Genomic DNA, 12855 nt, shown 5'->3' with positions numbered 1-12855 from the left:
AATATTCAACAAAAAATGAGAATAACAACGAAAACTGAAGCATTAAATATTGTCGAGACCTCTTATTTAGCATCTCTCTCGTCTTTATTATGGGTTGCATTATATTATTTGCCAATTGGGGGAGCTTTATTAAGGTTGATTTTACCCCTCCCAATGATCTTGTTGCACTTGAGAAGAGGAACTAAAATTGCATTGGAAGGACTTTTAATACAATTTCTACTTTTATTTATAATTATGGGTCCTGTCAGAGGAACTTTATTTTTATTCCCTTATGGGATCTTGGCTTTTTGGTTAGGGTGGTGTTGGTTTAAAGAAAAGAGTTGGAAACTAAGTTTAACTGTGGGAGTTCTTATTGGAACCCTCGGCTTTTTACTAAGAGTAATAGCATTATCTACTCTGGTTGGAGATAATCTTTGGGTATTAATTACTAGAGCGAGTTATGGTCTAATAGACAAGTTCATTGGATTATTTAATTTACCTTTATATCCCTCAATTTTGAGTATACAATTAGGTGCGATTTTATTAATAATTTTTCAAGAAATAGTTTATGTTTTAACTGTACATGTAGTTGCTTATTCTCTGTTTCCTAGATTTAAATTAACCATCCCAGATCCTCCAAGATTATTAAATAGCTTAGTTGATTTTAAAAATTAAAAAAAGTAAGAATGTATAGTAAAGAATTAGGGATAAATTTTTTTGGTAATGAATCCAATAAAAAAAGAAAACTTAATAAGATAGAAATACTGAAAAAGAATATTAATAATTTAAAAATATTTCTCATAATTGCAGGTACTAATACATCTCAAATTCCAGGAATTTCGGCAGCAGGTATTAATGCAAAATCAAGAAGAATAACTGCGCTCGCAGATGCCGAATTTTTGCTTGAGGGTGCTTCAAAAGATCATAAATATAAATTGCCCCTTCTCAATGCAGGAGTAACTCCTGCCCTAATCAGTCATGTTTGTTCAAAGCTTATAAATATTTATCCAGTTATTGTTCCTCTGGGAATTGGAGCAAAACCTTATTTTAATCATTTGGTTGTAGAAGATAGGAATTTGGGCCCATCAAATTGTCTTACTACTGGTAAATCGATGACTAAAGAGAGAGTTTTAAATCTCTATGAAAAAGGACTTTCGATAGGAAAATCCTTAAAACAACCAGTTTTAATTTCTGAATCTGTACCTGGGGGTACCACAACTGCTCAGGCAGTAATGGAAGCTTTTGGTTTGCAGGTGGCAAATTTAGTAGGAAGTAGTTTATTTAAAGCTCCAAGAGAACTAAGAAGACAAGTTGTTAAAAGAGGACTTTATAATGCAAATTTTAAGGCTGATTTCGACTCTTTTGATGTTGTCGCGGCGGTAGGTGATCCTTTCCAAGCTTTCTCTATGGGACTATTAACTGGTGCCAGGTTAGCAAAACAACCTGTAATATTGTCTGGTGGAAGTCAGATGTTGGCGGTCATTTTGCTTGTATTAGAATTTTTAGATGAAAAAAATAAAGATGAATTTATTGAAGATGTTTTTATTGCAACAACTGGGTGGCTTGTGAAAGATAATTCTCTAAATGATTTAGTAAATCTAATTAATGAAAAATATGATGTCAAAATATTAGGTTTAGCAAGTCCTTTAAATTTCAAATCTTCAAAATGTAAAGAATTGAGGGATTATGAATTAGGTCATGTAAAAGAAGGTGTAGGTGCTGGGGGAATATCATTGCTTGCTTTCTTAGATGGATTTAAAAATGAAGAAATAGTTTCATTGTGTCAACAAAATCTGGAAATGATGAAGGGCCTAGGTCAAATTTCTTTAGAGAAGGATTGCTGAATGTTTTCAAAATTTGCAACCAGAAGAGAATTTTTGAATTGTGGTAAGCTTTCGCTTTTATTTCTCTTAAACTCTTGCAGTAATTTTCCTAATAAAGTAAAAATTGCATTACAAAATTCTTTTTATCCAGAATCTTTTAAAGATACGATTCCAAAAGATTGGAAGCAGGAAAAAATCAATTTTGAAAATATTCGGCTACAAAAAAATAGAAACACAATTTTCAATTCTGACTTTACTTTAATAAATGATGGATGGATTTCTAGTATAGATTTTGCAGAATTTGAAAAAATAAATGAATTTATACTGTCTGAAAATTTGGATAAGAGATCGATAGATTTTTTGGCAAGTTTTAATCAAAATCAGAGAAGTAAATTATTTCCTATTGGCGTAGTACCCTATACAATTATCATTAAAAATAATAAAGAATTAATAAATTCAGCCAGAACTTCTTGGGATTTTCTTCTTTCTAAAAAATTAACTGGGAAAATTATTTTTCCACAAAGTCCCAGAATAATATTGTCAATTGCTCAAAAAATTAATTCATCTAATTCTTTAAAAAAACTCAAAAGCCAAGCAATGCTATTTGATGATAAAAATATGCTCAATTGGTTGATTAATTCTGATGCTAGTGTCGCAATAGTTCCTTATAGTCTTTGCTCAAAATATTTAAAAATAGATCCAAGGCTTTCTTTAGTTTTTCCAAGCCAAGGCGTACCTTTGATGTGGCATTTTCTTCTTAGTCGATCAAATCTAAATAATATAATATTAATTAAATGGATTAAATCTTTAGAAAATAAATCAATTGTAGATAAATTAGTAAGCGAGGGTTGGTATCTACCATTCAATAGTGATTACTTGCAAAGTAAATATAAATCTGAAATGTTCCCGATCTCAGGTCCCTCTGAGAAATGTTGGGAAAATAGTTGGTCTTTCCCTGTACTAACAAATGAACAAAAAATTATTCTTAAAAATTTTTGGAGTGAGTCCTTATCCCCATAATCTTTTTGTAGGATTTTCAATTAATAAGTTATGAGTTTCCTTTAATAAATTTGGTATATCTAATTTATTAGGACATTTAGGAACACATATATTACATTCTTGACAAAATGAGGAATTTTTTTCTTCCCACCAGTGGCCAGCTTTTCCTATTAAATTGTACCTTTCTTTAGAAAATTCTAACTGGCCATAACCAATAGATATATTTCTTAAACGAAGTATTTCTGGAATAGGTACTTCATTCGGACATGGAAGACAAGATCTACATTGTTCACATTTGGTTGAATTTAATCTTTCATTGGCAACTTCCTCAATTTTATCCAGGGCGCATTTTTCAAGTTTTGTAAGCTTCTCGAATGAGTTTCTGAGTTTATACGCAAACTCAAAATCTTTTATGTTTGCGGCCCCCAAGGACAATGTTGTAATGCCTTTTGCCAGCAGAAATCGATACGCTAATTCTAATGGATGAAAAGGCTTAGAGGCCTCTAATAAAATATCGCTTGGAGAATATAATCTACCGCCTTTATCAGCAGGTGATATTGCTAAAACTCCCATACCTTTTTTAATAGCTTTCTCTGCTAAAGCAATCTTAGATTGATCTAAATAATGTAAATGAAGACTACAAAAAGTAAAAACTTCACAGTTAATTGCATCTTTAATTAGTGAATAACTTCCGTGAGAACTAAAACCAACTTGATCAACTAGTTCACTTTCAAGTATCCATGATATGAATTTCTTACCCTCTCCATCAAGAACCCAATCTAGATGTTGTTTTAAGTTGAGTCCATGAATTGCAAGATTATTAATTTTCTCGCGATTTAAATTCTTAAGAGACTTTTTAAAATTATTTTTTAAAAAGTCAAAATCACCCTTTGGTAAAACTTTGGAAGTAATCACCCAATTTTTTTCTTTTATATTCTCTTCTATTGCTAGTTTTTTGATTGAATTCCCAATAAGTGATTCAGCATCACCATAAGATGGTGCTGTTTCTAAATGGTTAATTCCTACATAATATGCATTTTTTATTATGCTATACATTTTTTCGATACTTTCAGTTGCTCGCATTGTTCCTAAAGTGAATAAGCTCACTTTCTCCCCTCTACCAAATGATCTTTTTTGTGAATTAATAATCATCTAAATATGATCAATTTCTTTTTATTTATTCTTTAATTTATTTATAGTTGAAAATCATTTAAAATTAATTAAAGTAAATATAAAATTTTGCAAAAATATTTTTTCTTAAATCTATGTTCACAGGAATAATTCAATCAATTGGAAAACTAAAACAAGAAAAAAACATTTTAGAAATTGAAGTTCTAGATAATTTATTTGATATGGCAATTGGCGACAGCATAGCTGTTGATGGAATTTGTTTGACAGTTAAAGAGATTTTTCAAAATAAATTTACTGTTGATGTTAGTGAGGAGACATTAAAAAAAACAACTTTAGGAGTAAAGTTAAACCTGAATCAGATTGTTAATTTGGAGCCCGCTCTTAGGGTGTCTGACCGTTTAGGAGGGCATATAGTCAGCGGACATGTTGATGGGCTTGGAACAGTTGAGAATATAGAAAAATTAGAGAAATCTTGGCTCTTAACAATAAAGTGGAAAAATAATAATTTTTCAAAATATGTAGTTAATAAAGGGAGTATTTGTGTAAATGGTATAAGTCTTACGATCGCAAAATATGAGCAGGAAGGAGAAATATTTACTATTGCGATAATTCCTCATACTTGGCATAATACAAATCTGAATAAATTAAATGTTGGTGACAGAGTAAACCTTGAGGCAGATGCATTAATTAAATACGTAGAGAAATTACTTTTATTTAATAAAAATAATAATCAAGATTTATCTTCAAATTATATTTCTTCGGAGTGGCTTAAAGAAAACGGTTGGTAAAATATATTTTTTTAATTTAATGGAATCAGATAAATTGTTTTTGACTCTTTTTTAAGATCGATTTTAAATTCCTGACCAGGTTCTAGACCTAATTTTTTGGTGTAGGCATGACCAATTAATAGGTTCCCATTGCCATGAACTTTAGTTTTGAATTCTGTCTGCCTGCCTCTTGAAGCTCTATTACCATTTCTCCCCTGACGACCATTTCCTATTTTGTAACCTTTAGCTTCGATAAGGGCCTTGTAAAAACTTTTTCTTAAGATTCTTCCGCTAGGACCTACGTAACCACAACCTTTCGCTATCTCATCTTCAGATTTTTTACTTAATAATTTTGCTTTTTCAAGAAGTTCTTTCCCTTCTAGCATTATCTAACAAATTTCTAACTATATATTCTTACTAAAAAGGAGAACTGTGGCAATATAAATTAATAAAAAATATATTTATTTTATTAAATTTAGTTTTTATAAAAGATACAAAATAATAAATAAAATAACCCATATTCCATCTACAAAATGCCAGTACAATTCAACAGCTTCCAATGGGAACATATTTTGACTAGTTAATCTTCCACCATTGATTCTCGATTGCCAAGCAATAATTAAAATCATTAAAGTGCCTAAAGTGACATGTAATCCATGAAAACCAGTAAGAGCATAAAAAGTACTTGCAAATAAATTATCGGTTAATCCAAAAGGTAAATGAAAATATTCAAATAATTGACATATTAAAAATATAATTCCAAGAAAAGCAGTAAAAAACAACCATTTTTGGGAATCAGAGTTTTTATCTTTTAAAAGTGCTTTGCCTGCTCTATGGAAAGTTGCACTACTAACAAGTAATAAAATTGTATTAAGTGTAGGTATTGGCAGTTCTAATTCGTAAATAGCACCATCAGGTAATGGATTTACTGCTTTATAAGTTAAATAAGCAGCAAAGAATCCAGCAAAAGTCATTCCGTCCGCAATTAGGAAAGTTATAAGACCAAACATTCTGAAGTCTTCATGAGTTTCATTGACTTCAGAATTATTTTTCTGAATTTCTTTTGAGCTATCTAGAGTTGTCATATGTTTTTATTTTTGTTCAGAAATTTCTTTACCATAACCATAAGGTTCTTCAACTAATGGAGCTTCTCCTTCCCAATTTTCAACTGGAGGTGGAGAAGATGTTAACCATTCAGGTGTAAGAGCATTCCAAGGATTATCTCCAGCATCTTTCCCATTTCTCACACTAAGGAAAACATTAATTAAAAAAGGAATTGTGCTTATAGCCATCAAAAGAGCCCCAAGGCTACTAATTTGATTAACCAACTGGAATTGAGGATCATATTCAGCGACTCTTCTCGGCATTCCATTTAAACCGAGCCAATGTTGAGGAGCAAAGCACAAGTTAAATCCAATAAAAGTAATGAAAAAATGTAAAATTCCTAATTTTTCATTTAGCATTTTTCCAGTTACTTTGGGGAACCAATGATATATCGATGAGAAAATAATAAAAACAGTACCGCCATAAACTATGTAATGAAAATGGGCTACAACGAAATAGGTATCATGCACGTGAATATCAAAAGGGACCTGTGCTAAAGCAACTCCTGTAATACCTCCAAAAACAAAATTTATAATAAATCCGCAAGAGAATAACATTGCACTATTAATTGAAATTTTACCTCCCCATAATGTTGCAACCCAATTAAAAAATTTTATCCCTGTGGGAACAGCAATAAATGCTGTTGCGATAGTAAAGAACAATCTCATCCAAGGGGGTGTTCCACTAGTAAACATGTGATGAGCCCAAACAACTAAACCTAAAACAACTATCCCCATTATTGAAAAAACCATTGTTGTATATCCAAAAAGTGGTTTTCTAGCATGTACTGGAAGTATTTCACTTACTAACCCAAAAGCAGGAAGTACCATAATGTATACAGCTGGATGAGAATAAAACCAAAATAAATGCTGATAAACTACGACATTGCCACCTAAAACAGGATTGAAAAAACCTGTATGAGCGATGATATCGAAGCTAAGTAGAATTAAAGTGCCTGCTAAAACAGGAGTTGACAATACAACTAATAGACTAGTACCAAGCATTGCCCAACAATACATTGGCAATTGCATAAGTTTTAATCCTGGCCTTCTTAATTTGATAATGGTTGCGATAAAGTTTATTCCACCAAATATAGAACTGCCTCCAAGTAATAGAACGCTAAGAATCCAAATAATTTGTCCCGATTGAGGAGTAGTTATGCTCAAAGGAGGATAAGCCGTCCATCCAGCCTGAGCAGCACCCTCAACAAAATAGCTAGCTACCAACATCAAACCTGAAGGAGGAATTAACCAAAAAGCCACGGCATTTAATCGTGGGAATGCCATATCTCTCGCGCCTACATAAAATGGAATTAAATAATTTCCAAAAGCACCGTTTACTACAGGCACTATCCAAAGGAATATCATTATTGTTCCATGCAGGGTTAAAACTTGGTTATAAACATCTCTTGGCATAAAATCTGACATTGGACTAGCTAGTTCAATTCTTATAGCGCTCGCCAAGGTTCCTCCTATTAAATAGAAAAGAAAACCGCAGACTAAGTATTGTATCCCAATTACTTTATGATCAAGGCTAAAACTAAAGTATCTAAGCCATCCTTTAGGTTGAAGACTTTCATTACTAGTTTTTTGCGGATCAATTGATATTGTCATAAATTTAACTCTGGTTTTTTATTTTTGTTAAACCATTCGTTGTAATCAGATTCTTCTTCAACAATTATGGAGGCTCTCATTCCTCCATGATATGGGCCACATAATTCAGCGCAAATTATCGGATATTTTCCTGCTTTTGTAGGAGTGAAATTTAGAATAGTTGGTTGTCCAGGAATAATATCCTGTTTAATTCTGAACTCTGGTACCCAAAAAGCATGTATTACATCTTTGGATTCCATTTTCATTGATACTTTTTGATTAACAGGAACGTGTAGTTCTCCTGAAATGAAATTGCCCTTGGGATAATTGAATAGAAATGCAAATTGCATAGCTGAAACTTCAATTGATAAATTATTTATTGCTATTTCACTATCAGAAGTTTGACTTATTCCAGCCCATATTTTTTCAGTGTTAGAACTCATCATTTCGTGGTTATGATTTAGTTCTTTCATCCCTCCCATTCGATCGTAAATGTTGTAGCTATATAGCCCTATAAATAAAACAATTATTGAAGGTATAATTGTCCACACAATTTCTAAGCTTAAATTTCCCTCTAAAGCTATGCCATCGCCTATCTGATCATTTCTTTTCCTAAACTTGAATAAGCTGTAAATAACAGCTATTGTCATTCCTATAAAAATAATTAATCCAATGATGAAAAGAATTTTAAAAAGTTCATCGTAGATTGGTGCATTAATACTTGCTTCAGCTGGGAGCAAATTTACATTTAAACCAATCCAAAAAGATAAAGCAAAAACGAGTGAAATAATTAGTATTAAATAAACGTTTTTATTTAACAATTGATTCCTTAAAATTTGTATTTATATCCTCAAGATATTCAATTTTTTTAATCCTGCATCCTTTGTTAAAAGAAAAACATTTAAATTCACAACTTCTTAAGATTTATGAAATAAAAGGCGTATTATTAATAACTTTTTAGAGTTAATTGTCAGGGAAAAAAGATTAAATTAGTAAATTATTTTTAAATTAAACATATTAATTTTTAATTAATGTTTGGTTTTTAAATCTAATTTATTATGCAAAATAATAGGTTTTATCCATTTGATTAATAACCAATTATATAAATCAAAATATCTGACAATTTTTAAAAGGTTGGGAAGTCATAGTGTACTCGCACTCATCGCACTAATCGTAATTGGAGGTGCTACGAGAGTCATGGAGGCGGGCCTTGCCTGTCCAGATTGGCCATTATGTTATGGATCTTTTTTGCCTTTTAATCATATGAGCCTAAGAGTATTTCTAGAGTGGTTTCATCGTCTAGATGCTTTTCTAGTTGGAATATTAATTCTTTTTAAATTTGCCCTTTCAATTATTTGGAGAAATGAAATTCCAAATTGGTTACCTAAAACTTATTCATTATTACTTTTTCTAATTATTGTTCAAGGATCTTTTGGAGCTTTAACAGTAATAAACCTTCTTGATTCATATACTGTTACTGGCCATCTTTTAATAGCTTTTCTACTTCTAATTACAACAATTTCAATAAATCAAAATTTAGAAAATGACCAAATAGAAGAGCCATTAATTTGGTGGAGAATATTATTGTTTGTTCCTCTTTTACTTACTCTAATTCAATCTTTTATTGGAGTAAGGCTCTCATCAACCTGGTCATCACATATTTGCTTATCTTTTAATAAACAATGTCTAATTCTAAATATTCATAAATTATTTGCTTTCCCAATTGCTTTTTCAATTCTCTTGATTATTGCTACTGCAATTTTTAAGAGAAGTTTGCTTAATGAAAATTGGAAATATCTCTCAACACTTATTTTTCTCTTGTTTTCTCAAATTGCTTTGGGTGTTTTAAGTCTTAAAACAAATCTGAATGAACCTATTTTTATTATCGGTCATCAACTTAACGCCTCTTTATTTATTGCGATATTAACAACATTAATTTTTAGAAATCCTTTTACCAAAAAAAGCCTAGACCACTCCCTAAATTCTCAAATGGTTGGTATCAATTCATGAACAGTAGTAACTTAGATAACTTGAACTATAAATCTCCAATTAGAGATGAAGTTGTACCTTCAAGAAAAAGATTAACATTGCCACCTTGGCTTGAAGTAGCAAAACCTAGATTAATCCCACTTTTATTGGCAACAACTTTGGGAGGAATGGCTTTAACAGAAGAATGGCCTTTGTCTTCGCCGAAACTTATCTGTACTTTAGGAGGAGGCGCTTTGGCAGCAGCAGCAGCAGGAGCTCTTAATTGCTTGTGGGAAATGGAATTAGATAAAAGGATGACAAGAACTAGCAAAAGAGCCTTGCCAGCAGGTAAGTTATCATCTGAGACTGTATTTTTAGCTGCCGTATCATGTACTTTGGCAGCTTCGATGCTTTTAGTAAGTGGTGTAAATTATTTGGCTGCGGGTTTAACTCTTCTTGGTTTATTTAGCTACGTAATTTTATATACAGTTATTTTGAAACCTCGTACAACAAAAAACATTGTTTTTGGAGGAGTTGCTGGTGCTATACCACCCTTAGTCGGAGCATCTGCTGCCACAGGGCATGTAGGTCTTAGTGGTTGGTGGTTGTTTGGATTGGTAATGTTATGGACCCCAGCTCATTTTTGGGCACTTGCAATTTTGTTGAAGGATGATTACGCATCTGTTGGCATTCCAATGCTCCCTTCTGTTAAAGGATCTGTTTTTACTGCTAAAGCGATTTCTCGTTACGGATGGGCAACTGTTTTTATGAGTATTATGGGAGTCTTCGCTTTACCTGAAGGGGGTCTCTTATACGGAATTATGTTAATGCCGTTTAATGGAAGACTTTTGCAATTAATAAATGAATTAAGGAAATCTCCTGATGATCTTTCAAGAGCAAAGTCTCTTTTTAGGTGGTCTATTCTCTATATGTTTGGCATCTGTCTTTTGTTATTAATTTCCAGAACCCAACTATCTGTAGAATTTGAGCAGCAATCTATTCAAATATTCTTATCTATAGTATCCCTACTTAGTAATTAAATTAGATGTAAAATGTTTTTTAAGTAAATTGAAAGTTTGATGAATTATATAAAAGTTAAAGGGCTCTCAAAATCTTATTCAGATATTAATGCTTTAAAAAATTTATCGATGGAAATTGAAGCTGGCACATTATTTGGAATACTAGGACCAAATGGTGCTGGCAAATCAACACTAATAAAAATACTCGCTACTTTAATAGAGCCTGATAATGGAGAAGTTTTTATAAATAATATTAATCTGATAAATAATTCGAGGAAAATTAGAGAATTAATTGGTTATGTTGCCCAAGACATTGCACTTGATAAAATATTAACTGGACGAGAACTTTTGGATTTTCAATCAGATTTATATCACATTAACAAAAACAAAAAATTTGAAAGGATAAAGAAATTAATAGATCAATTAGATATGAACGATTGGATTGATCGTAAGTGCGGAACTTATTCAGGGGGAATGAAAAGAAGAATAGATCTGGCGGCTGGACTTTTACATTTGCCCCAAGTATTAATTTTGGATGAACCTACAGTTGGTTTAGATATTGAAAGTAGAAATATTATATGGAAACTTTTGAAAGATTTGAGAAATAATGGAATGACCATTATTTTAAGCAGTCACTATCTTGATGAAATAGATAAATTGGCAGATAGATTAGTGATAATTGATGATGGAAGAGTCATAGCACAAGGGACTCCTGTAGAGCTCAAAAATAAATTAGGCGGAGATAGAGTAACTTTGAAAGTAAGAGAATTTAGTAATCAGGAAGAAGCAAAAAACATATGTCAAATTTTATCTTCAATAGATGGAATTAGTCAGATTATCATAAATGAAGCTCAAGGTTTCTCGATAAATTTTGTAGCAGATAAGAAAAAAGATTTACTTACGAAGCTAAAAGTGGAATTGGCTTTCTCAAAGTTTGAAATTTTTTCACTTACCCAAAGTCAGCCAAGCTTGGATGATGTATATCTTCAGGCAACCGGGAAAACTTTAATGGATGCTGAAATTTCTATGGCAGGGAAAAGAGACCTAAAAAAAGAATCAAAGCAATCCATGCGATAAAAAAACTTTTAGTTATCTAACTATAATGAATACTAATTGCTGCTAATTATGGAATTAAAACAGTATAATTTATTTTTTTTATATCAAGAAACATTTGCCTTAACAAAAAGATTATTTATCCAACTAAAAAGAAGACCATCAACTCTTTTGGCAGGAATACTACAACCCATAATTTGGCTTTTCTTATTTGGCGCATTATTCTCAAAAGCTCCTGAAGGTTTTTTACCAGGAGTTGATTCTTATGGGAATTTTTTAGGAGCAGGACTTATTGTTTTTACTGCTTTTAGCGGAGCCCTAAACTCTGGTCTTCCTTTGATGTTTGATAGAGAGTTTGGATTTCTTAATAGATTACTTGTGGCTCCTTTAACCAGTAGATTATCCATAGTTTTATCTTCTTTTTTTTACATAACAATCTTAAGCTTTGTTCAGAGTATTGTAATAATGGTTGTTTCATACATTTTGGGTTATGGATGGCCCAACTTATATGGTTTAGGAATTGTGTTTACAACACTAATTTTATTAGTTCTTTTTGTGACATCAATAAGTTTATGTTTAGCGTTTGTTTTACCGGGACATATTGAATTAATCGCTCTTATATTCGTAATAAATTTACCCCTTCTCTTTGCGAGTACTGCTTTAGCTCCAATCTCTTTTATGCCAAATTGGCTAGGATGGTTAGCCTCATTAAATCCATTAACTTTTGCTATTGAACCAATTAGGACTGCCTATACACAAACTATGGATTTAGAATTAGTGGCTTTACATGCCCCATATGGTGATTTAACTTGTAAGAGTTGTATCTCAATTTTATTTTCTTTAACAGTTTTATCCTTGATTATTATAAGGCCTCTGTTAAATAGAAAGTTAAATTAGAAATTTTATGCTTTTAAAAAATCATTTAATAGAAGTTTTTAAACAAGCCTCTCTAGAAAATAATTCTTTGCTTAAAGATAATCTTGTTCTTAAGTGGGTACATAGATTTGGGATTGATTCACTAAATGATTTATTAATCCATAGTTCACTACAAAAAGAAAATCAGCCTCAAGAAGAAAATCAAGAACAGATATCTTTAATTGATGAAGTACATGAAGAAAATCAAGAACAGATATCTTTAATTGATGAAGTACATGAAGAAAATCAAGAACAGATATCTTTAATTGATGAAGTACATGAAGAAAATCAAGAACAGATATCTTTAATTGATGAAGTACATGAAGAAAATCAAGAACAAATTAAACTTGAATTATTAAAAACTTTTGAAAATATTGAACAAACAAATTTGGAATCAAATGGACTGGAAACTGCTAGCAGTAATTTGATATCTAACAAAAATCACAATTCTAATAAAATAAAACAATTTACTGAAACAGCAAAATTACCTCTACCTTATATTAAA

At 31.3% G+C, this 12855-nt stretch carries 14 protein-coding genes; 9 read left to right on the top strand and 5 right to left on the bottom strand.

Annotated elements, in window-relative coordinates; genetic code table 11:
• Window positions 1-15: 15 nt before the first annotated feature.
• The 3 genes from EU95_RS08555 to EU95_RS08565 are packed head-to-tail and all read left to right on the top strand — an operon-like array spanning window position 16 to window position 2822.
• Window positions 16-654, top strand: a complete 639-nt coding sequence (locus tag EU95_RS08555) for a DUF2232 domain-containing protein (protein WP_032521292.1) — start codon at window positions 16-18, stop codon at window positions 652-654.
• A gap of 11 nt (window positions 655-665) precedes the next feature.
• On the top strand, window positions 666-1823 hold the full coding sequence (locus EU95_RS08560; RefSeq protein WP_032521291.1) for a nicotinate-nucleotide--dimethylbenzimidazole phosphoribosyltransferase: 1158 nt from the start codon (window positions 666-668) through the stop codon (window positions 1821-1823).
• Complete coding sequence (locus EU95_RS08565; RefSeq protein ID WP_032521290.1) at window positions 1824-2822, top strand: hypothetical protein; 999 nt, start codon at window positions 1824-1826, stop codon at window positions 2820-2822.
• Here the strand turns inward: EU95_RS08565 and EU95_RS08570 are convergent.
• The gene (locus tag EU95_RS08570) at window positions 2811-3953 is read right to left on the bottom strand and encodes an aldo/keto reductase (protein ID WP_032521289.1); all 1143 of its coding nucleotides are present in this window, start codon (window positions 3951-3953) and stop codon (window positions 2811-2813) included. The genes EU95_RS08565 and EU95_RS08570 overlap by 12 nt on opposite strands.
• Window positions 3954-4066: 113 nt before the next feature.
• Between EU95_RS08570 and EU95_RS08575 the strand changes: the two genes are divergently transcribed.
• Window positions 4067-4720, top strand: coding sequence for a riboflavin synthase (locus EU95_RS08575; protein WP_032521288.1), 654 nt, complete (start codon window positions 4067-4069; stop codon window positions 4718-4720).
• A gap of 11 nt (window positions 4721-4731) precedes the next feature.
• Here EU95_RS08575 and EU95_RS08580 read toward each other — a convergent pair whose 3' ends face one another.
• From EU95_RS08580 to coxB, 4 genes are all read right to left on the bottom strand, one after another.
• Window positions 4732-5085 carry an AbrB family transcriptional regulator gene (locus EU95_RS08580; RefSeq protein ID WP_032521287.1) on the bottom strand — a complete coding sequence of 118 codons (354 nt, stop codon included), beginning with the start codon at window positions 5083-5085 and terminating at the stop codon, window positions 4732-4734.
• 96 nt (window positions 5086-5181) lie between these two features.
• A complete protein-coding gene (locus EU95_RS08585) occupies window positions 5182-5784 on the bottom strand; it encodes a cytochrome c oxidase subunit 3 (protein WP_032521286.1) in 603 nt (200 codons plus the stop codon).
• Between the two features lie 6 nt (window positions 5785-5790).
• A complete protein-coding gene (gene ctaD / locus EU95_RS08590) occupies window positions 5791-7416 on the bottom strand; it encodes a cytochrome c oxidase subunit I (RefSeq protein WP_032521285.1) in 1626 nt (541 codons plus the stop codon).
• The gene (gene coxB, locus EU95_RS08595; protein ID WP_032521284.1) at window positions 7413-8216 is read right to left on the bottom strand and encodes a cytochrome c oxidase subunit II; all 804 of its coding nucleotides are present in this window, start codon (window positions 8214-8216) and stop codon (window positions 7413-7415) included. The genes ctaD and coxB overlap by 4 nt, the downstream gene beginning before the upstream one ends.
• Window positions 8217-8478: 262 nt before the next feature.
• Between coxB and EU95_RS08600 the strand changes: the two genes are divergently transcribed.
• From EU95_RS08600 to EU95_RS0108630, 5 genes are all read left to right on the top strand, one after another.
• Window positions 8479-9405, top strand: coding sequence for a COX15/CtaA family protein (locus EU95_RS08600; RefSeq protein ID WP_032521326.1), 927 nt, complete (start codon window positions 8479-8481; stop codon window positions 9403-9405).
• Entirely contained in the window at window positions 9402-10403 is a 1002-nt protein-coding gene (locus tag EU95_RS08605; RefSeq protein ID WP_032521283.1) for a heme o synthase, read from the top strand. Before EU95_RS08600 ends, EU95_RS08605 begins: the two co-directional genes overlap by 4 nt.
• Before the next feature lie 39 nt (window positions 10404-10442).
• Window positions 10443-11459: an ABC transporter ATP-binding protein gene (locus EU95_RS08610; protein WP_032521282.1), complete on the top strand. Its 1017-nt coding sequence runs from the start codon at window positions 10443-10445 to the stop codon at window positions 11457-11459.
• 48 nt (window positions 11460-11507) lie between these two features.
• On the top strand, window positions 11508-12332 hold the full coding sequence (locus tag EU95_RS08615) for an ABC transporter permease (RefSeq protein ID WP_032521281.1): 825 nt from the start codon (window positions 11508-11510) through the stop codon (window positions 12330-12332).
• A 7-nt stretch (window positions 12333-12339) separates the two neighbouring features.
• A partial coding sequence (locus EU95_RS0108630; protein WP_032521280.1) for a hypothetical protein occupies window positions 12340-12855 on the top strand: 516 nt, incomplete at its 3' end.

Origin of the sequence: Prochlorococcus marinus str. MIT 9201, assembly GCF_000759955.1 — a bacterium.
GTDB classification, from domain to species: Bacteria; Cyanobacteriota; Cyanobacteriia; order PCC-6307; family Cyanobiaceae; genus Prochlorococcus_A; species Prochlorococcus_A marinus_G.
The sequence above is the reverse complement of the archived record's forward strand: the minus strand, read 5'-3'. Positions and strand labels throughout refer to the sequence as shown.